Origin of the sequence: Streptomyces glaucus (assembly GCF_039533365.1) — a bacterium.
GTDB lineage: Bacteria > Actinomycetota > Actinomycetes > Streptomycetales > Streptomycetaceae > Streptomyces > Streptomyces glaucus.
Genome location: NZ_BAAATK010000002.1, coordinates 23,436 through 41,324, shown reverse-complemented (window position 1 = coordinate 41,324; position 17,889 = coordinate 23,436). Strand labels below are relative to the sequence as shown.

The 17,889-nt window shown below is 74.5% G+C and carries 19 protein-coding genes; 15 read left to right on the top strand and 4 right to left on the bottom strand.

What is annotated here, in order from left to right; genetic code table 11:
* Nucleotides 1–8: 8 nt before the first annotated feature.
* A complete protein-coding gene (locus ABD363_RS01615; protein WP_344599518.1) occupies nucleotides 9–845 on the bottom strand; it encodes a helix-turn-helix domain-containing protein in 837 nt (278 codons plus the stop codon).
* 216 nt (nucleotides 846–1,061) lie between these two features.
* Here ABD363_RS01615 and ABD363_RS01610 point away from each other — a divergent pair, with 216 nt between their 5' ends.
* From ABD363_RS01610 to ABD363_RS01595, 4 genes are all read left to right on the top strand, one after another.
* Nucleotides 1,062–1,490 carry an ATP-binding protein gene (locus ABD363_RS01610; RefSeq protein ID WP_344599517.1) on the top strand — a complete coding sequence of 143 codons (429 nt, stop codon included), beginning with the start codon at nucleotides 1,062–1,064 and terminating at the stop codon, nucleotides 1,488–1,490.
* A gap of 104 nt (nucleotides 1,491–1,594) precedes the next feature.
* The gene (locus tag ABD363_RS01605) at nucleotides 1,595–2,503 is read left to right on the top strand and encodes an RpnC/YadD family protein (protein ID WP_344599516.1); all 909 of its coding nucleotides are present in this window, start codon (nucleotides 1,595–1,597) and stop codon (nucleotides 2,501–2,503) included.
* Between the two features lie 3 nt (nucleotides 2,504–2,506).
* Entirely contained in the window at nucleotides 2,507–2,956 is a 450-nt protein-coding gene (locus tag ABD363_RS01600; RefSeq protein WP_344599515.1) for a hypothetical protein, read from the top strand.
* Between the two features lie 10 nt (nucleotides 2,957–2,966).
* Nucleotides 2,967–3,338, top strand: a complete 372-nt coding sequence (locus tag ABD363_RS01595) for a holo-ACP synthase (RefSeq protein WP_344599514.1) — start codon at nucleotides 2,967–2,969, stop codon at nucleotides 3,336–3,338.
* Between the two features lie 33 nt (nucleotides 3,339–3,371).
* On the opposite strand, the gene ABD363_RS01590 is transcribed toward ABD363_RS01595, so the two are convergent.
* Nucleotides 3,372–4,580 carry a hypothetical protein gene (locus tag ABD363_RS01590; RefSeq protein ID WP_344599513.1) on the bottom strand — a complete coding sequence of 403 codons (1,209 nt, stop codon included), beginning with the start codon at nucleotides 4,578–4,580 and terminating at the stop codon, nucleotides 3,372–3,374.
* Nucleotides 4,581–4,747: 167 nt separating this feature from the next.
* On the opposite strand from ABD363_RS01590, the gene ABD363_RS01585 reads away from it, so the two are divergent.
* The 5 genes from ABD363_RS01585 to ABD363_RS01565 all read left to right on the top strand — a co-directional run bounded on the left by ABD363_RS01585 (nucleotide 4,748) and on the right by ABD363_RS01565 (nucleotide 9,643).
* Entirely contained in the window at nucleotides 4,748–6,181 is a 1,434-nt protein-coding gene (locus ABD363_RS01585; RefSeq protein WP_344599512.1) for an NAD(P)H-hydrate dehydratase, read from the top strand.
* A 69-nt stretch (nucleotides 6,182–6,250) separates the two neighbouring features.
* Entirely contained in the window at nucleotides 6,251–7,429 is a 1,179-nt protein-coding gene (gene alr / locus ABD363_RS01580; protein ID WP_344599511.1) for an alanine racemase, read from the top strand.
* 136 nt (nucleotides 7,430–7,565) lie between these two features.
* On the top strand, nucleotides 7,566–8,825 hold the full coding sequence (locus ABD363_RS01575) for an alpha/beta fold hydrolase (protein ID WP_344599510.1): 1,260 nt from the start codon (nucleotides 7,566–7,568) through the stop codon (nucleotides 8,823–8,825).
* Complete coding sequence (gene tsaE / locus ABD363_RS01570) at nucleotides 8,791–9,303, top strand: tRNA (adenosine(37)-N6)-threonylcarbamoyltransferase complex ATPase subunit type 1 TsaE (RefSeq protein WP_344599509.1); 513 nt, start codon at nucleotides 8,791–8,793, stop codon at nucleotides 9,301–9,303. Before ABD363_RS01575 ends, tsaE begins: the two co-directional genes overlap by 35 nt.
* A 169-nt stretch (nucleotides 9,304–9,472) precedes the next feature.
* The gene (locus ABD363_RS01565) at nucleotides 9,473–9,643 is read left to right on the top strand and encodes a hypothetical protein (RefSeq protein WP_344599508.1); all 171 of its coding nucleotides are present in this window, start codon (nucleotides 9,473–9,475) and stop codon (nucleotides 9,641–9,643) included.
* Between the two features lie 30 nt (nucleotides 9,644–9,673).
* Here the strand turns inward: ABD363_RS01565 and ABD363_RS01560 are convergent, their stop codons facing one another.
* Nucleotides 9,674–10,228, bottom strand: a complete 555-nt coding sequence (locus tag ABD363_RS01560) for a hypothetical protein (protein WP_344599507.1) — start codon at nucleotides 10,226–10,228, stop codon at nucleotides 9,674–9,676.
* A gap of 119 nt (nucleotides 10,229–10,347) precedes the next feature.
* On the opposite strand from ABD363_RS01560, the gene tsaB reads away from it, so the two are divergent.
* Genes tsaB through ABD363_RS01540 form a run of 4 tightly spaced genes read left to right on the top strand, consistent with a single transcriptional unit; the run spans nucleotide 10,348 to nucleotide 12,896 of the window.
* On the top strand, nucleotides 10,348–11,001 hold the full coding sequence (tsaB, locus tag ABD363_RS01555) for a tRNA (adenosine(37)-N6)-threonylcarbamoyltransferase complex dimerization subunit type 1 TsaB (RefSeq protein ID WP_344599506.1): 654 nt from the start codon (nucleotides 10,348–10,350) through the stop codon (nucleotides 10,999–11,001).
* Complete coding sequence (gene rimI, locus ABD363_RS01550) at nucleotides 10,998–11,564, top strand: ribosomal protein S18-alanine N-acetyltransferase (RefSeq protein WP_344599505.1); 567 nt, start codon at nucleotides 10,998–11,000, stop codon at nucleotides 11,562–11,564. The genes tsaB and rimI overlap by 4 nt, the downstream gene beginning before the upstream one ends.
* Nucleotides 11,557–12,642 (top strand): tRNA (adenosine(37)-N6)-threonylcarbamoyltransferase complex transferase subunit TsaD, encoded by a 1,086-nt coding sequence (gene tsaD, locus ABD363_RS01545; RefSeq protein ID WP_344599504.1) that lies wholly within the window; start codon nucleotides 11,557–11,559, stop codon nucleotides 12,640–12,642. The genes rimI and tsaD overlap by 8 nt, the downstream gene beginning before the upstream one ends.
* The gene (locus ABD363_RS01540; RefSeq protein WP_344599503.1) at nucleotides 12,639–12,896 is read left to right on the top strand and encodes a hypothetical protein; all 258 of its coding nucleotides are present in this window, start codon (nucleotides 12,639–12,641) and stop codon (nucleotides 12,894–12,896) included. Before tsaD ends, ABD363_RS01540 begins: the two co-directional genes overlap by 4 nt.
* Nucleotides 12,897–13,024: 128 nt before the next feature.
* Here ABD363_RS01540 and ABD363_RS01535 read toward each other — a convergent pair whose 3' ends face one another.
* The gene (locus ABD363_RS01535) at nucleotides 13,025–15,331 is read right to left on the bottom strand and encodes a beta-xylosidase/alpha-l-arabinosidase (protein WP_344599502.1); all 2,307 of its coding nucleotides are present in this window, start codon (nucleotides 15,329–15,331) and stop codon (nucleotides 13,025–13,027) included.
* Between the two features lie 125 nt (nucleotides 15,332–15,456).
* On the opposite strand from ABD363_RS01535, the gene ABD363_RS01530 reads away from it, so the two are divergent.
* Together ABD363_RS01530 and ABD363_RS01525 are read left to right on the top strand one after the other, a co-directional pair.
* On the top strand, nucleotides 15,457–16,506 hold the full coding sequence (locus ABD363_RS01530; protein ID WP_344599501.1) for a LacI family DNA-binding transcriptional regulator: 1,050 nt from the start codon (nucleotides 15,457–15,459) through the stop codon (nucleotides 16,504–16,506).
* A gap of 322 nt (nucleotides 16,507–16,828) precedes the next feature.
* Nucleotides 16,829–17,833: an LCP family protein gene (locus ABD363_RS01525; RefSeq protein ID WP_344599739.1), complete on the top strand. Its 1,005-nt coding sequence runs from the start codon at nucleotides 16,829–16,831 to the stop codon at nucleotides 17,831–17,833.
* The last annotated feature ends 56 nt before the right edge of the window (nucleotides 17,834–17,889 follow it).

Here is a 17,889-nt window from a genome sequence, read left to right as displayed (position 1 = left end):
GGGATGCCTCACAGCTCCTTCGCCAGCCGACTGATGAAGTCACGCGACGGTTCGGGGTCGAGTGACACAGCTTCCACCTTACGGAAGCGCGTTCGAAAGGCGCTGAGCTGTGCTTCGGAGTCGATGAAGGCCGAGCCGTGGGGGACGTCACGCACCACCGTGTCCAGTCTGGGGACGGGACCGCCCGCGTACGTCATCGTGCTGGCGGCTCGCGCGAAGTCGTCCAGGTCGAACGGGATGACGCGCACGGTGATGTGGTCCGCTTCGGAGAGTTCCAGGAGCTTGCCGAGCTGAGCACGGGAGACGGCTCGGTTGCTGACCCTGATACGCAGGGCCGCCTCGTGGATCACCAACTCGTACGGAATGGTGATCTGCTGGCGTCTCATCCGATGGTGGACCCGCAACTCAAGTTCTTCAGCCGTGAGTTCGGGGACCCTGCTGGAGAAGACGGCCCGGGCGTACTCCTCGGTCTGCAGCAGGCCGGGTACGTACAGGATCGCCACCTCGTGCAGGAAGGAGGCGTGGTGCTCCAGCTCGGCGAGGTCCAGGAACGACGTGGGCAGCAGGCCCCGGTACTCCTCCCACCAGCCGCGTGTGCGGTCGGTGGCCATGGCGACCAGAGCGTCGATGAACTCGTCGTCCGTGCAGGCGTAATGGGAGGCGAGGCGGCGGAGCCGCTGTTCGCTGACGCCTGCGATTCCGGACTCGATCTGGCTGATGACCGGTGCGGTCACCCCGAGGAGGGCCGCCGCCTGCCGGGCGGTGAGGCCCGCCGCTTCGCGGAGCCTGCGCAGTTCGACCGCCAGTCGAAGCTGACGGGCCGTCGGCTCGTTCCTCAAAGCCATCGGCTGTTTCTCCCAACCCGCCCGCGAACGCGACTCGTTCGGGCGTAACACTACGCGATCCGCTTGCAGAGTTTAAATAATTAGCCCTACGGTCGGTGACGCGACGCGCACTCTGCGGAAGCGCACCGCCCCGCCCTGCCGCGGCGGCCGCGGCACTGCCACCGCCCGGACGCGTAGCGCCCCCTGCCAACTCCCTCGCCTCGACAGGAGTCACGCATGCCCGGAACCGAGTCCAACGAGCCCGACGAGTCCTGGGAGTACTCCCTCTCCCTCCCCAACGACCTGCGTGCCGTCACCGTCAGCCGCCGGACCCTCCGGCTGATCCTGACCGTGCACGGGCTGATCCGCCTCGTCGACGTGGCGGAGCTGCTCGCGGCGGAGCTGGTCTCCAACGCCGTATGTCATGCCAAGGGCCCGGCCGCCCTGCGGGTGTGCTGGTCGGCGGGGGTGCTGCGGATCGGGGCGTGGGACGCGGACCCGCAGCCGCCCGGACCGCCGCACTCCTTCGAGCAGGCCCTCGACCTGGAGGGGGGAAGGGGGCTCGCGCTGGTCCGGGCCTGCTCCGACCTGTGGGGGTGGCAGCCGCTGACGAGGGACGGCAGCCGGGGCAAGTACGTGTGGTGCGAACTGGCCGGGGTCGCGTGAACGTTTTGCCGATCCCCGAAAGGGTGAACGTATCCCGATCACCCGGACAGCCCATCCCTTGAGCCGCCTAGGTTGCGCACATGGTCACATCCGCCCATGAGGGCATGCATCGCATCTTTCAGGAGAGGCCTGAAATCCTCACGCCCGTCTTCGACGTGCTGGACGTCGAGTTGCCCGAGAAGGCGGCGGTGGACGCGATCGTCTCCGACGTGACGGAGACCAGGCCGATGGCGCGTCACGTCGACACGGTGCTGCGGGTCACCTCCGCCGACGGCGACGCCTTCCTGCTCGCCGTGGAGGCGCAGGAGCGGCGGGACCCGAGGAAGGAGTCGAGCTGGCCGTACTACATCGCGTACCTCAACTCGAAGTACGGCCTGCCCGTGCTGCTGCTCGTGGCCTGCCGGGACCGGGCCACCGCCGCGTGGGCCGCCGGCCCGTTCGACTGCGGAGCCCGCGGCTGGACCGCCCAGCGGACGTATCCCCTGGTCGTGAGCCCGGACAACATCCCGCCGATCACCGACGTGAGAACGGCCATGGAGAAGCCCGCCATGGCGGCGTTCTCCGTCCTGACACATGCCAACAGTCCTGACATCGACGCCATACTGGACGTGCTGGCCCGAGCCCTCGCGAGGCTGGACTCCGAGATCTCGGACTACATCTACCAGTTCCTTGACGCCACCCTGGGGAACACCCCCGCCGGAGAAAAATGGAGGAACATCATGACCTTCGTCAACTACTTCCCTGGCCGGGGCACGGTCATGGAGCGGGCCTACCTCGAGGGCAAGGCCGAAGGGAAGGCCGAAGGGAAGGCCGAAGGGAAGATCGAGGGAGTTCTGCGCGTGCTGGAGGGGCGCCGTCTTCTGGTCTCCGACGAGGTGCGCGAGCGCATCACCGCCTGCACCGACCTCGACCGCCTCGACGACTGGCTCGAACGGGCCGGCACCGTGGAGAGCGCGGAGGGCCTGTTCGACGCGGACCCGGAGGCTCCCCCGAGCGCTCCCGGACAGGACTGACCTATGGACGGTTCCCGGGAGGACGAAGCCCGGGACGCACGGTCGGAACTGCTCGGCCTCTGCCGGTTCGCGGCGCCGGGCCTCGCACGGGGCGTCCCGCGGGAGAAGGCGCCGGCCGACTTCCACAACGGGCTGGGGGGCCTCGGGCGGCGCGGCGTCGTCTCCCTCGACGACATGGCCCGGGCGCGCGCCAGGAGGGCGCCGGATGCGAGGGAGCACCTCGCGCAGTGGGCCAAGGGCTTCGCGGACGGATACCGCTCGGCGCGGGCCGCGGCGGTCCCGCAGGTCCTGGACGCACGCGAGGCCGCCGTTCCCGCGGCTGCCCGCCGGGCCCTCGCCGTGTACCCCGACGCGAACGCACTCATCCGCTTCCCCGACCGGGCCGGCACCGTGACCGACGTGGCCGGTCCGTTCACGGGGGACCCGAGCCGGCGGCCGTCGCGCGGATCGTAGGGTGCTCGGCATGAGCATCATCGGGGTCGGTATCGACGTCGCGGAGATCGACCGGTTCGAGGCGTCGCTGAAGCGGACGCCGGGACTGGCCGACCGGCTGTTCCTGAAGAGCGAGTTGCTGCTGCCCAGCGGGGAGCGGCGGGGTGTCGCCTCGCTGGCCGCCAGGTTCGCCGCCAAGGAGGCGGTGGCCAAGGCGCTCGGCGCCCCGGCCGGGCTGCACTGGACCGACGCCGAGGTGTACGTCGAGGACAGCGGGCGGCCCCGGCTCCGGGTGACCGGAACCGTGGCCGCCCGCGCGGCCGAGCTGGGCGTGCGGTCCTGGCACGTGTCGCTCAGTCATGATGCCGGGGTGGCTTCGGCCGTCGTCGTCGCCGAGGGGTGAGGAAGCGGGGGAGGCGGCCTTCCGCGACGGCCCTCAGCAGATCGACTGCACGCTGTTGACCAGCGTGTTGTTGCGGAACGTGGTGTTCGTGCCGCACGGGCTCTCGCGGATCGCGGAATTGGTCACCGTCAGGTTCTGGATCGTGATGTCGGAGTTGTTCGGGAACTCCGAGCGGGCCGCGAGGCGGATCTCGCCGCCGCCCGTGACCGTGCCGCTCCGGGCGGCGATGTTCACGTTGGAGCAGTTCTCGACCAGGATCGCGTTGTTGCCGGTGTGGGACAGGGTCACCCGGTCGATGGTCGCGCCGCCGCTCTCCGAGACGCAGAACACGCCGCGCCCGCCGCCGCGTGCCACGACCTCGCCGACGCGGATGTTGGTCGGGTAGGAGTTGCCCACCCGGCCGTTGCGGTTGGCCATGCGGAAGGCGGCGTACCCGGTTCCGGTGCCCGCGTTCTCCGCGTCCACCTTGGTGACGGTGGCGTTGATGGTCTGATTGAGCAGCAGTCCGGACTCGCCCACGTCGCGGGCGGTCACCGTGCCGACGGTGAGGCCGTCGACGCCGTAGGTCTCGACGGCGTGGCTGGACGCGCCCGAGACGTAGACGTCGTCGATGCGGACGTTGCGCGTCCACTGGCTGGTGTCGCCGCGGTTGTCGATGCGGACGCCGAGGCCGGCGGACAGGCGCATGTCGATCCGGCCGAGGACGACGTTCTGCACGTTGCGCAGGAAGACGCCGTACAGCGGGCTGCCCGTGACGTTGAGGTGCTGGACCTCGACGTCCCGGGTGCCGCGGGAGTAGACCGGCGCCTGGTCGCCCGTGCCGCTGCCGGTGACGTTGATCGTGCCGCAGACGTCGAGCACCGTGTAGCTCGGCAGCGAGATGCGCGAGCCCGCCGACATGGAGCCCGAGCCGCGGACCACGACCCGCTCCTTGGCCGTGCGTCCGGCGGTCAGGCTGTTCACCGCCGCCTGGACGGCGGCCCGCAGGTCGGTGCCGGTGTAGACGGTGCTGCCGCCGCGCCGGGCGGTCCAGGTGCTCCCGTTGAGCACGGCCTCGGCCTGGTACGCGCCGTCGCCGCAGGCGGCGGCGCGGGCGGGGGCCGCGGCGGCGGGCGCGGGCGCGGTCAGGGCGCCCGCCAGGGTGAGGAGGGCGACCGCGCCGGCGGCGGCCAGGCCGGCGCGCTTGCGCGCCGACGCGCGGACGGACGTGCGTGAGGAGAGGAGTGCGGCTCTGCGTCCCATGGGAGTGGGTCTCCGCTCGTGAGTGTCGAACCGATTCGAGTGAATCGATTCATCCTGTGGGGAGCCGTGAGTTTGGCAAGAGCGCGGCAGAGCGTCAATGGGCGCGGCGGAACATGTGCGGCGCGACGGCCGCACCGTCGTGCACGACGTGCGGGAGACTCGACCGCATGCGTACTGCGTACAGCGTGGAGACGGTCAGGACGGCTGAGCGGGAGCTGATGGCGCGGCTCCCCGAGGGAGCGTTGATGCAACGGGCGGCGGCCGGGCTCGCCGCCGCCTGCGCGGATCTGCTGGGGCGGGTGTACGGCAGCCGCGTCGTGCTGCTGGTCGGCAGCGGCGACAACGGGGGCGACGCCCTGTACGCCGGCGCCCGGCTCGCCCGGCGCGGCGCGGGCGTCACGGCGGTGCTGCTCGCGCCGGAACGGGCGCACGCCGGAGGGCTCGCGGCGCTGCGCCGGGCGGGCGGGACCGTCGCGGCCCCGGGCGCGGGCGAGGAGCTGATCGAGCGGGCCGACCTCGTCCTCGACGGCATCGTCGGGATCGGCGGCAAGGGCGGGCTGCGGCCGGACGCGGCGCCGCTGGCCGCCGCGGCCGAGCGGGCGCGGGCCGCCGTCGTCGCCGTCGACCTGCCGAGCGGGGTGGACGCCGACACCGGCGAGGTGCGCGGGGCCGCGGTCCGGGCCGACCTGACGGTGACCTTCGGGACGCACAAGCCGGGGCTGCTGATCGACCCGGCGCGGGAGCACGCCGGGTCCGTACGGCTGGTCGACATCGGGCTGGAACTGCCGGCCGAGCCCGAACTGGAGGCGTTGCAGCACGCGGACGTGGCGCGGCTGCTGCCCGCGCCGGCCGCCGAGAGCGACAAGTACCGGCGCGGGGTCGTCGGCGTCGCCGCCGGGTCCGCGCGGTATCCGGGGGCGGCGGTGCTCGCGGTGTCGGGGGCGCTGCGGGGCGGGGCCGGGGCCGTGCGCTACGTCGGACCCGCCAGGGACGCGGTGATCGCCCGCTTTCCCGAGGCGCTCGTGTCGGACCGGGGGCCGCGGCGGGCGGGACGCGTGCAGGCCTGGGTCGTCGGGCCCGGGGCCGGTGACGACGGCCGCGCCGTGGCCGAGGTGCTGACGGCCGACGTGCCCGTGCTGATCGACGCGGACGGGCTGCGGCTGGCCGACCGCGGGCTCGTACGGGCCCGTACCGCGCCGACGCTGCTGACCCCGCACGCCGGGGAGGCCGCCGCGCTGCTCGGGGTGGACCGGGAGGAGGTCGAGGGGGCGCGGCTGGCCTCGGCGCGGGAGCTGGCGGCGCGGTACGGGGCGACGGTGCTGCTGAAGGGGTCGACGACGCTGGTCGCCGACGCGGCCGGCGGCGCCGTACGGGTGAACCCCACCGGGACGCCCTGGCTGGCGACGGCCGGGAGCGGGGACGTGCTGTCGGGGCTCGCCGGATCGCTGCTGGCGGCGGGGCTGCCGGCGCGGGACGCCGGGAGCGTGGCGGCGTACCTGCACGGGCTGGCCGGGAGGCTCGCGGCGGACGGGGCGCCGGTGAGCGCGCACGACGTGGCGGAGGCGATCCCCGGGGCCTGGCGGGACGTGGTGCGGGGGTGAGTCCGGACGCGGCCTGGGCGGACCCGCTGCCTCCGGTCCTGTTCGTCCCCTCTGAGACACTGGGCGGCGATGAGTGAGACAGCAGCCCTGCGGACCGCGCCCCTGCGGGCCCGCGCCGAGATCGACCTGGCCGCCGTGCGGGCCAACGCGCGCACCCTGCGCGCCCTCGCGCCGGACGCGGCCCTGATGGCGGTCGTGAAGGCCGACGGGTACGGACACGGAGCACTGCCGTGCGCCCGCGCGGCGGTCGAGGCGGGGGCGACCTGGCTGGGCACCGCCACGCCCGAGGAGGCGCTCGCGCTGCGCGCCGACGCCGGGCTGCCGGCGGACGTACGGATCATGTGCTGGCTGTGGACGCCCGGCGGGCCCTGGCGGGAGGCCGTCGAGGCCGGCCTCGACGTGTCCGTCAGCGGGATGTGGGCCCTCAGGGAGGTCACGGCGGCGGCACGGCTCGCGGGCCGCCCCGCGCGCGTGCACCTCAAGGCCGACACCGGGCTCGGGCGCGGCGGCTGCCAGCCCGGCGCGGACTGGGCCGAACTGGTCGGCGAGGCCCTGCGCGCCGAGCGCGCGGGACAGGTGCGGGTGACCGGCCTGTGGTCCCACTTCGCCCGCGCCGACGAGCCCGGCCACCCCTCCATCGCCGCCCAGCTCACCCGCTTCCGGGAGATGGTGGCGTACGCCGAGCAGCGGGGCGTGCGCCCCGAGGTGCGGCACATCGCCAACTCCCCGGCCACCCTCACGCTCCCCGAGTCCCACTTCGACCTGGTACGGCCGGGGATCGCCCTCTACGGCATCTCGCCCAGCCCCGAGGTCGGCACCCCGGCCGACCTCGGCCTGCGCCCGGCCATGACGCTGTCGGCCTCCCTGGCCCTGGTCAAGCACGTCCCGGGCGGGCACGGCGTCAGCTACGGCCACCACTACGTCACCCCCGGCGACACCACCCTCGGCCTGGTGCCGCTGGGCTACGCCGACGGCATCCCGCGGCACGCCTCCTCGGCCGGCCCCGTCCTGGTCGACGGCAAGTGGCGCACGGTCGCCGGGCGGGTCGCCATGGACCAGTTCGTCGTCGACCTCGGCGGGGACGAGCCCGAGCCGGGGGCGCAGGCCGTCCTCTTCGGGCCCGGCGACCGCGGCGAGCCCACCGCGGAGGACTGGGCGCAGGCCGCGGGCACCATCGCGTACGAGATCGTGACCCGGATCGGAACACGCGTTCCCCGCGTCTACGTGAACGAGCGGCAAGCGGGGTAACCGAACAGGAGCCCGCACCGGCACGGGAACACCGCCGGCGCGAGCGGCGCGGGCAGGGCCGGGGACCGGCCCGGCCCGCAGCAGCCCGGAAAGGCCTGGGAAGAGCCCCGGTGGAGCCGGGAAAGGGGAGCGGTACGTGAGCGAGAGCAGTGGGGGGGCCGTCGCGGACGTCGCCGCGGCGGCCGTCGCCTCCGCCACGGGGGCGGCCGCCGGCGGCTGGCGCAGGACGACCGGCCTCGCCGGCGCCGCGATAGGCGTGATCGCGGCGGGCGCGGCCGTCGGCGTCGCCGTCGAGCGGCTCACCGTCGGCCGCGGCATACGCGCCAAGGCCCGGCTCGTCCTCGACGCGGCGGGACCGTACGGCGCCCTGCGCGGCACCCCCGGCAGGGCGTACGCCGACGACGGCACCGAGCTGTACTACGAGGTCGACGACGTCGACCCGGACACCGCGTCCGCGACCGGCCCGCGCCGCCGGCGGCTCTTCGGGAGCCGGGCCCCCGCCCCCGTGACCGTCGTCTTCAGCCACGGCTACTGCCTGAACCAGGACTCCTGGCACTTCCAGCGCGCCGCGCTGCGGGGCGTGGTGCGGGCCGTGTACTGGGACCAGCGCAGCCACGGCCGGTCGGGACGGGGCGTCGCCCAGGTGCGGGACGGCGAACCGGTCACCATCGAGGAGCTGGGCCGCGACCTGAAGGCCGTGATCGACGCGGCCGCGCCCGAGGGGCCGATCGTGCTGGCCGGGCACTCCATGGGCGGCATGACCGTGATGGCCCTCGCCGACCAGTTCCCCGAGCTGGTCCGCGAGCGGGTGGCCGGCGTCGTCCTCGTCGGCACGTCGTCCGGGCGGCTCGGCGAGGTCAACTTCGGACTGCCCGTGGCCGGCGTCAACGTGGTGCGGCGCGTGCTGCCCGGGGTGCTGAAGGCGCTGGGGCAGCGGGCCGAGCTGGTGGAGAAGGGGCGGCGGGCGACCGCGGACCTGTTCGCCGGGATCATCAAGCGGTACTCGTTCGCGTCGCGGGACGTCGACCCGGCGATCGAGCGCTTCGCCGAACGGATGATCGAGAGCACGCCGATCGACGTGGTCGCCGAGTACTACCCGGCGTTCGACAACCACGACAAGACCGAGGCGCTCGCGCACTTCGCGGACAAGCCGGTCCTCGTGCTGGCCGGGATCCAGGACATGGTCACGCCCAGCGACCACAGCGAGGCGATCGCCGACCTGCTGCCGAACGCGGAGCTGGTGCTGGTGCCGGACGCCGGGCACCTGGTGCTGCTGGAGCACCCGGAAGTGGTCACCGACCGCCTCGCCGACCTGCTCGCGCGCGCCGGCGCGGTCCCGGCAGGGGCTACCGTGGGTGGCTATGAGAGCACCAGCAGCACCGCACGACCCGGCTGACACCGAGCTGATCGTCACCTCCCCCGAGCAGATGCGGGAACTGGGCCGCGAACTGGCCAAGCTGCTGCGCGCGGGCGACCTGGTGATGCTCACCGGGGAGCTCGGAGCGGGCAAGACGACGCTGACCCGCGGGCTCGGCGAAGGGCTCGGCGTGCGCGGCGCGGTCACCTCCCCGACCTTCGTGATCGCCCGGGTCCACCCCTCCCTCGGCGACGGCCCGCCGCTCGTCCACGTGGACGCCTACCGGCTGTCCGGCGGCCTGGAGGAGATGGAGGACCTCGACCTCGACGTCTCCCTGCCGGAGTCCGTGGTCGTCGTGGAGTGGGGCGAGGGCAAGGTCGAGGAGCTGACCGACGACCGGCTCCAGGTCATGATCCACCGGGCCGTGGGCGACACCGCCGACGAGGTGCGGCACGTGACGCTGACCGGGCTGGGGGAGCGCTGGGCGGCGGTGGACCTGAGCGTGCTCGCCGGCTGAGCGCTCCGGGCGGCCCGCGGGACGGGCCCGGCACCGCGGGCCCGTCCCGGAACGTTCCGACAAGTCGTCGGCAAGATGTTGCGCTCGGCGTCCCGGACGTGGTCACATGGTACCCAGCCCGTAGTTAGGTCTACCTAACCACGCCCGCCCCCGGCCTCAGGAGGCGTCCATGCCGGCCACGGAACGAGACGAGGCGCCGCAGCGCGCGGTGTCCGGGGTGCCCATGCGGGACCTGCTGGCGGCATGCGCCGCCGCGACCGTGATCTCCACCCCGCCCCGCGCCCCGGAGCCCGAGGAGGCGGAACCGCCCGCCGAGCACCGCCGGCGGGAAGCCGCCTGACCCGCCGCGGGCCCGCGGGCAGGGGCCCGGCTAGCGGATGACGACGACCCTCTGCCCGATCGTCGCGAACGACCACATCGCCGCGCCGTCCGCGCGCGACTGCCGGATGCCGCCCGTCCGCGCGCCCGGGCCGGGCCGCGGCGCCGAGCCGTCCACGGCCGCGCTGAAACCGATGGCCACGCCGTCCACGCTGGTGAAGCGGACGACGTGCTCGACGGGGACGCCGTCGGATCCGGTGACCCGCTTCGAGCGGGACGTCACCGCGTAGGTGCCCGGCTCCGGGTCGACCGCGCCCGGGGTGACCGTGAACGTGCGCCGGACCCGGCCGTCCGCGCCGACCAGCCACACCCGGTCGTCGTCCACCGAGTACACCACCCGTTCACCCGTCCCGGACCCCGCGGGCAGCGCGGCGGGGTCCGTCCGGTCCCGGGGCGCCTTCGAGGCGGCCGCGGCCGGCGCGCCGCTCGCCCGCGGCGCGCCCGGTCCCGCGGGGACGCCCGCGGACGCCTGGTAGGCGAGGACGCCCACCGTCACCAGGGCCGCCGCGGTGAGTCCGGCGACGGTCGAGGAGCTGCTGCTGGCCACGGGCGCCCACCTCGGTCGCGTCGTACGTCGTGCGTGTCGTCTCGGGGCGACGGTAGCAGCCGGTGACCGTTTTGCCGGGGTGTCGACCGCCCGGGACGCGGGAGCCGTAGGCTGTTCGCGTGCTCTTGCTCGCTCTGGATACCGCCACCCCCGCCGTCACCGTCGCGCTGCACGACGGCGGGGACGTCATCGCCTCGTCGAGCCAGGTGGACGCGCGCCGCCACGGCGAACTGCTGCTCCCGGCGATCGACCGGGTGCTCGCCGAGGCCGGCGTCCGCCTGGACGCCGTCACCGGCATCGTCGCCGGCATCGGGCCGGGCCCGTACACCGGGCTGCGCGTCGGCCTGATGACCGCGGACACCCTCGGCCTCGCGCTCGGCGTGCCCGTGCACGGCGTGTGCACCCTGGACGGCCTGGCGTACGCCGCCGACCTGACGGGACCCTTCGTGGTGGCGACCGACGCCCGCCGCAAGGAGGTCTACTGGGCGCGGTACGCCGACTCCCGCACCCGCCTCACCGACCCGGCCGTGGACCGGCCCGCCGACATCGCCGGCCAGGTGAAGGGCCTGCCCGCGGTCGGCGCGGGCGCGCTGCTGTACCCGGACACCTTCCCCAGCGCGCACGAGCCCGAGCACGTGTCGGCCGCCGCCCTGGCCCGGCTGGCCGCCGAGAAGCTCGCCCGGGGCGAGGAACTGCCCGCGCCCCGGCCGCTGTACCTGCGCCGCCCCGACGCCCAGGTCCCCAAGAACTACAAGGTGGTCACCCCCAGGTGACCGGGCCCGTGACCCCCGTGCTGCGCGAGATGCGCTGGTGGGACATCGACCCCGTGCTGGAACTGGAACGGGACCTGTTCCCCGAGGACGCCTGGTCGCGCGGGATGTTCTGGTCCGAGCTGGCCCACGCGCGCGGACCGGGGGCCAACCGGCGGTACGTGGTCGCCCAGGTCCCCGGGGAAGGCGCCGGGCGGATCGTCGGGTACGCCGGACTCGTCGCCTCCGGCGAGCAGGCCGACGTCCAGACCATCGCCGTCGCCCGCGACCACTGGGGGACCGGCCTCGGCGGGCGGCTGCTGACCGAACTGCTGAGGGCGGCGACCGCGTTCGAGTGCGCCGAAGTGCTGCTGGAGTGCCGCGTGGACAACGTCCGCGCGCAGCGGCTGTACGAGCGCTTCGGCTTCGAACCCGTCGGCGTCCGGCGCGGCTACTACCAGCCGGGCAACGTGGACGCCCTGGTCATGCGCCTGACCCCGGCGGCCGGCAGCGGCTTCGCCACGGGTGCACAGTGTCCGACCGCGGCCGAGCCGCGGTCCGTACGAGGAACAGAGATCCATGACTGACGAACCCCTGGTGCTGGGGATCGAGACCTCCTGCGACGAGACCGGTGTCGGTGTCGTCCGCGGTACCACCCTGCTGGCCGACGCCGTCGCGTCCAGCGTGGACGAGCACGCCCGCTTCGGCGGGGTCGTGCCGGAGGTGGCCAGCCGGGCGCACCTGGAGGCGATGGTGCCCACCATCGACCGCGCGCTGAAGGAGGCGGGCGTCTCCGCCAAGGACCTGGACGGCATCGCGGTGACCGCCGGGCCGGGCCTCGCGGGCGCCCTCCTGGTCGGCGTGTCGGCGGCGAAGGCGTACGCCTACGCCCTGGGCAAGCCGCTGTACGGCGTCAACCACCTCGCCTCCCACATCTGCGTCGACCAGCTGGAGCACGGCGCGCTGCCGGAGCCCACGATGGCGCTGCTGGTGTCCGGCGGGCACTCCTCGCTGCTGCTGTCGGCGGACATCACCTCCGACGTCCGCCCGCTGGGCGCCACCATCGACGACGCGGCCGGCGAGGCCTTCGACAAGATCGCCCGCGTGCTGGACCTCGGCTTCCCCGGCGGCCCGGTCATCGACCGGTACGCGCGCGAGGGCGACCCGGACGCGATCGCCTTCCCGCGCGGCCTGACCGGCCCGCGCGACCCGGCGTACGACTTCTCCTTCTCCGGGCTGAAGACGGCCGTGGCCCGCTGGATCGAGGCCAGGCGGGCGGCGGGGGAGGAGGTGCCGGTGCGGGACGTGGCGGCCTCCTTCCAGGAGGCGGTGGTCGACGTGCTGACCCGCAAGGCCGTGCGCGCCTGCAAGGACGAGGGCGTCGACCACCTGATGATCGGCGGCGGCGTCGCCGCCAACTCCCGCCTGCGGGCCCTGGCGCAGGAGCGCTGCGAGGCGGCCGGGATCCGGCTGCGGGTGCCGCGGCCGAAGCTGTGCACGGACAACGGGGCGATGGTGGCCGCGCTCGGCGCGGAGATGGTCGCCCGCAACCGGCCCCCGTCCGGCTGGGACCTGTCCGCGGACTCCTCGCTGCCGGTGACGGACCCGCACGTGCCCGGTCACGACCACGTGCACGAGACCGGTGAGGAGAACCTGTACTCGTGACGGTCGCGCTGATGTGGGAGGCGCGGGCGGTGCCCGGCCGGGGAGAGGAACTGCTGGCCTGGGCCCGGGCGCAGCAGCTCGCCGCGGAGCCCCTGCGCCGGGAGACCCTGCGCGCCCCCGGGGACCGGGTCCTGGTCATCACCTGGTGGGACGCGCCGTACGACGCCGAGCTGCCCGAACTGCCGGAGCCCGACGGGGACCTGGTCACCCGGGCGGTGCACCGGTGGCGGTTCGAGTCGGTGGCCGCGGACTGACCGGGGACGTCGTGGCCGGGAGCCCGTGACCGGGCCCGCCGCCGGCCGGGCGACGGCGGCGGGCGCCGGGGAGGCGGGCCGCCGCCCGCGGTGCGGCGGCCCGCCCACCGCGCTCCCGGCGCGGCGGGTCACGTCGGCCGCGCCACCTCCGTCTCGCACCGCAGCCGCCGGTCCGGGCCGAGCACCCGCAGCGGGCCGGTGAGCGTCAGCCGTGCCGTGTGGCGCACGTCCGCGCTGGACGCCGCCAGCCGCAGTTCCAGGTCACCGGGCTCCACCACCCGCCGCCCCGAACGGTCGGTGAACGCTGACAGGTCCGCGTGGAACCGGAACGTCACCCGCGCCGCCTCGCCCGGCGCCAGCTCCACGCGCCGGTAGCCGACCAGGCGGACGTCGGGCCGGGTCACCGACGCCACCGGGTCGTGCAGGTACAGCTGCACCACCTCCGCGCCCGCGCGGTCGCCGGTGTTGCGGACGGTGAGCGAGAGGTCGTACGAGCCGTCCGTGCCGATCCCCGGCTCCGTGCCGGCGACGTCCTCCCAGGCGAACGTCGTGTACGAGCGGCCGTGGCCGAAGGCGTACAGCGGGGTCGGGTCGAGGTTGCTGACCTCGCCCGCGAGGCCGAGCGGCGGCTGGAGATAGGTCCAGGGCTGCCCGCCGGGCACCCGCGGGACGCTCACCGGCAGGCGCCCGGAGGGGTTGACGCGGCCCGACAGCACGCCCGCCACCGCGGGGCCGCCCTCCTCCCCCGGGAAGAACGCCTGGACCACGGCGGCCAGCCGGCCCTGCCAGCGGCCGAGCGCGTACGGCCGCCCGGTCAGCAGCACCAGCACCACCGGCACGCCCGTCGCCACCAGCGCGTCCAGCAGCGCCCCCTGCACACCGGGCAGCCCGAGGTCGGAGGTGTCGCAGCCCTCGCCCGAGGTGCCCCGGCCGAACAGGCCCGCCCGGTCGCCCAGCACGGCCACGCACACGTCCGCCTCGGCCGCGCGGGCCACCGCCTCCTCGAATCCGGCGGTGTCCGGGTCGGACACCCCGCAGCCCTCGGCGAACGTCACCTTGGCGTCCGGCAGTTCGTCCCGCAGCGCCTGGAGCACCGTCGGGATCTCGATGCCCGTCGGCACCTCGGGATGGTGGGGGAGCACATGGGAGGGGAAGGAGTAGCAGCCGAGCATCGCCAGCGCGTCGGCCGCGCGGGGGCCCACCACCGCGATCCGGGTGTCGGGGGCCAGCGGCAGCAGGCCGTCCGGGTTGTCCAGCAGCACCACCGACTCCTCCGCCAGGCGGCGGGCCAGGGCGCGGTTGGCGGCCGAGTCCAGCTCGACGGGGCCGGCCGGCTCCGGGGTCCAGTCCTCGTCCAGCAGGCCCAGTTCGCACTTCTGCAGCAGCACGCGGCGGGCCGCGCGGTCGATCAGGTCCTGGGGAACCTCGCCCGCCCGCACCGCCTCCAGCAGCGGTTTCCCGTAGCACTTCAGGGTCGGCAGCTCCACGTCGATGCCGGCCGCGAGCGCCGCGTGCGCCGCCTCGGCGGGGCTGCCCGCCACCCGGTGCAGGGTCTCGAGGAAGCCGACGCCGAAGTAGTCCGCGACCACCGTCCCCGTGAACCCCCACTCCTCGCGCAGGATCCCGGTCAGCAGCCCGGGGTCCGCCGAGGCGGGCACGCCGTCGGTCTCGGTGTACGCCGCCATCACCGACCGCGCCCCGCCCTCGCGCAGCGCCATCTCGAACGGCGGCAGGGTGACGTCCGCGAACTCGCGCACCCCGGCCCGCACCGGCGCCAGGTTGCGGGCGCCGGCCGAGGCGGCGTACCCGGCGAAGTGCTTGAGCGTGGCGACGATCCCCGCCGACTCCAGCCCCCGCACGTACGCGGCGCCGATCGTGCCGACCAGGTACGGGTCCTCGCCGATGGTCTCCTCCACCCGGCCCCAGCGCGGATCCCGTACGACGTCCAGGACGGGCGCGAGCCCCTGGTGGACGCCGACCGAGCGCAGGTCGCGGCCGATGCGCCGGGCCATGTCCGCCACCAGCTCCGGATCGAAGCTCGCACCCCAGGCCAGCGGCACCGGGTAGGCGGTGGCCCGCCAGGCGGTGAAGCCGGCCAGGCACTCCTCGTGCGCGACGGCCGGAATGCCGAACCGGCCCGCCTCGGTGATGCGGCGCTGGGCGCGGGCCAGTGCCTGCGCGCCCAGCGCCGGGTCCACGGGGGCGGTGCCGAAGGGGCGGGTGAGCTGGCCCAGGCCGTGGGTGATCAGCTCGTCCCAGTCGTAGTCGATGGTCATGTCGTGCTGGTGCGGGGCGACTCCGTCGCCGTCCGTGGCGGCGCCCACCCACACGCCGTACAGCTGGGCGGTCTTCTCCTCCAGGGTCATCCGGGAGAGGAGGTCGTCGACGCGGGCGGCGGCGGGCAGGGCGGGGTCACGCCAGGGCGCGGTGGTCATGAAACTCCTGTCGGGGGGACGGACGGCCCTCTCACGAATGTTTCGGTCCATAATTCGAATGTTCCGGGAACCTATGGCGCTCCGAGGACTTCGTCAAGAGGTCCCGCAGGGATACGATCGCCGCCATGACATCCCCGCAGCCCGCTGAAACCCGGACGCACGGGCGATCGGCGCAGACCGCGACCCTCGCCGAGATCGCCCGTGAGGCCGGCGTGTCGGCGCCGACTGTTTCGAAGGTCCTCAACGGCCGGGCCGACGTGGCCCCGGCCACCCGGGCTCGGGTGGAGGAACTGCTGCGCGCCCACGGCTACCGGCGCCGCCGGGCCGAGGCGACCCGCTCGCCCCTGATCGACCTGGTCTTCCACGAACTGGAGAGCGCCTGGGCGATGGAGGTCATCCGGGGCGTGGAGAACGTCGCCAGGGACGCGGGCCTGAGCGTGGTGCTCTCGGAGAGCGCGGGCCGGCTCACCCCCGGGCGGACCTGGGCCGACCAGGTGGCCGCCCGCCGCCCGCACGGGGTGGTCCTGGTGCTGTCCGGGCTCGACGAGTCCCAGCGGGCGCTGCTGACCAGCCGCTCCATCCCGTTCGTGGTGATGGACCCGGCCGGCGACCCGGGCACCGACGTGCCGTCCATCGGCGCCACCAACTGGCAGGGCGGGCTCGCCGCGACCCGGCACCTGGTCGAGCTGGGGCACACCCGCATCGGCGCCATCAGCGGGCCCTCGCGGATGATGTGCAGCCGCGCCCGGATCGACGGCTACCGGGCCGCCCTGGAGACGGCCGGGCTGCCGGTCGACCCCGGGCTGATCCGCACCGGCGACTTCCACCACGAGGCCGGCTACCGGCAGGGCCTGGCGCTGCTGCGCCGCCCGGACCGGCCCACCGCCGTCTTCGCCGGCAACGACCTGCAGGCGCTCGGCCTGTACGAGGCCGCGCGGGAGCTGGGCCTGCGCATCCCGGAGGACCTGAGCGTGGTCGGCTTCGACGACCTGCCGGTGGCGCGCTGGGTGGGGCCGCCGCTGACGACCGTGCGGCAGCCGCTGACGGAGATGGCGGAGGCGGCGGCCAGGCTGGTCCTCGACCTCGGACGCGCCGACGGCTCCGCGGCGGCCACCCGGGTGGAACTCGCCACCAGCCTGGTGGTGCGCAGCAGTACGGCCGTGGCCGGAAGGTGACGTGTCGACGGGTGGGGCCGGCGGCCCTCAAGTGATCGAAGTCTGTCGGTTGTGCAATCGAAACTTTCGAAATTCATCGTCGTGAGCACCCCCGGATCCGCTGGGACGAGGCGGACGCGCCGTCCGAGGAGGACGGCGCCCGCCGGCGGACCCTCGGGCCCGACGGCCCCGGCGCCGACGCGTCGCCCGGGCGCCGGCCCCGCCCCCCGGGAAGTCTGAGAATTTCTGAAGAAACGCTGCCCCACATCCCTGCTCGTAATAATTCGGACTTACGTTCCTCGTTGTGACGGGACACGACGGCGACGGGGACGGGGGCGGACGCATGGGCCGGCGGTCGATGGTGCTGAAGGCCGCCGGCCTCGCTCTGGCGGGCGCGCTGCTGCTGGGACTCGGGGCGGCGGCCTGGGCGTACTGGCGGCTGGACAGCAACATCCGCGGCGTCGACATCAACAGCGCGCTCGGCGACGACCGCCCGGCGGCCTCCACCCCGTCCGCCTCGGCCTTCGCCGCCGCGCCGCCCACCGGCGCCCTGAACATCCTGGTCCTCGGCTCGGACTCGCGCAGCGGCGCGCAGAACCGGGAACTGGGCGGCGGCGACAGCTCCGGCGCCCGCTCCGACACGGCGATGGTCGTGCACCTCGACGCGGGCCGCACCAGCGCCACGGTGGTCAGCATCCCGCGCGACACGCTGGTCATCCGGCCGTCCTGCCCGCTGCCGTCGGGCGGTTCGACCCCGGCGGCGTACCAGGTGATGTTCAACACCGCGTACGCGGTGGGCGGGCCGGTGTGCGCGGTGAAGACGGTGGAGTCGCTCACGGGCCTGCGCATGGACCACTACATCGAGATCGACTTCTCCGGCTTCGCGAAGCTGGTGGACGCGCTCGGCGGGGTCACCGTCACCACCGAGGAGGACATCGACGACGACAAGAGCCACCTGCGGCTCCGAGCGGGCACCCACCACCTGAACGGCACCCAGGCCCTGGGCCTGGCCCGCACCCGGTACGGCACGGCGAACGGCAGCGACCTGGACCGCATAGAGCTCCAGCAGAAGCTGGTCAAGGCGCTGCTGACCCGGGTCTCCGCGACCGACCTGCTCACCGACCCCGCGAAGCTGTACGAGGTCGCGGACGCGGTCACCGGCAGCCTCACCACCGACACCGGCCTGGACTCCCTGAACGAGCTGACGCGCCTGGGCCGCAGCCTCGACGGCCTCACGGCGGACCGGGTGCGGACGGTGACGATGCCGGTGGTGCCGGCCCTCTCGGACGCCAACCGGGTGGTGGCCGAGGAGCCCGAGGCGCGAAAGCTCTGGGACTCGCTGCGGTGAGCCGCTCGGGCCGGTGAGTGCCGGGCGGGGGACCGGCGCGCGGGGAGCGCCGCCGT

What these genes read in the sequence shown, in the direction of transcription:
- ABD363_RS01590 (WP_344599513.1), bottom strand. Translation starts at nt 4,580, where the DNA reads ATGGGACGCAGAGCCGCACTCCTCTCCTCACGCACGTCCGTCCGCGCG.
- ABD363_RS01610 (WP_344599517.1), top strand. Translation starts at nt 1,062, where the DNA reads ATGCCCGGAACCGAGTCCAACGAGCCCGACGAGTCCTGGGAGTACTCC.
- tsaE (WP_344599509.1), top strand. Translation starts at nt 8,791, where the DNA reads ATGAGAGCACCAGCAGCACCGCACGACCCGGCTGACACCGAGCTGATC.
- ABD363_RS01605 (WP_344599516.1), top strand. Translation starts at nt 1,595, where the DNA reads ATGCATCGCATCTTTCAGGAGAGGCCTGAAATCCTCACGCCCGTCTTC.
- ABD363_RS01535 (WP_344599502.1), bottom strand. Translation starts at nt 15,331, where the DNA reads ATGACCACCGCGCCCTGGCGTGACCCCGCCCTGCCCGCCGCCGCCCGC.
- tsaD (WP_344599504.1), top strand. Translation starts at nt 11,557, where the DNA reads ATGACTGACGAACCCCTGGTGCTGGGGATCGAGACCTCCTGCGACGAG.
- alr (WP_344599511.1), top strand. Translation starts at nt 6,251, where the DNA reads ATGAGTGAGACAGCAGCCCTGCGGACCGCGCCCCTGCGGGCCCGCGCC.
- ABD363_RS01565 (WP_344599508.1), top strand. Translation starts at nt 9,473, where the DNA reads ATGCCGGCCACGGAACGAGACGAGGCGCCGCAGCGCGCGGTGTCCGGG.
- ABD363_RS01615 (WP_344599518.1), bottom strand. Translation starts at nt 845, where the DNA reads ATGGCTTTGAGGAACGAGCCGACGGCCCGTCAGCTTCGACTGGCGGTC.
- ABD363_RS01530 (WP_344599501.1), top strand. Translation starts at nt 15,457, where the DNA reads ATGACATCCCCGCAGCCCGCTGAAACCCGGACGCACGGGCGATCGGCG.
- ABD363_RS01525 (WP_344599739.1), top strand. Translation starts at nt 16,829, where the DNA reads ATGGGCCGGCGGTCGATGGTGCTGAAGGCCGCCGGCCTCGCTCTGGCG.
- ABD363_RS01585 (WP_344599512.1), top strand. Translation starts at nt 4,748, where the DNA reads ATGCGTACTGCGTACAGCGTGGAGACGGTCAGGACGGCTGAGCGGGAG.
- ABD363_RS01595 (WP_344599514.1), top strand. Translation starts at nt 2,967, where the DNA reads ATGAGCATCATCGGGGTCGGTATCGACGTCGCGGAGATCGACCGGTTC.
- ABD363_RS01600 (WP_344599515.1), top strand. Translation starts at nt 2,507, where the DNA reads ATGGACGGTTCCCGGGAGGACGAAGCCCGGGACGCACGGTCGGAACTG.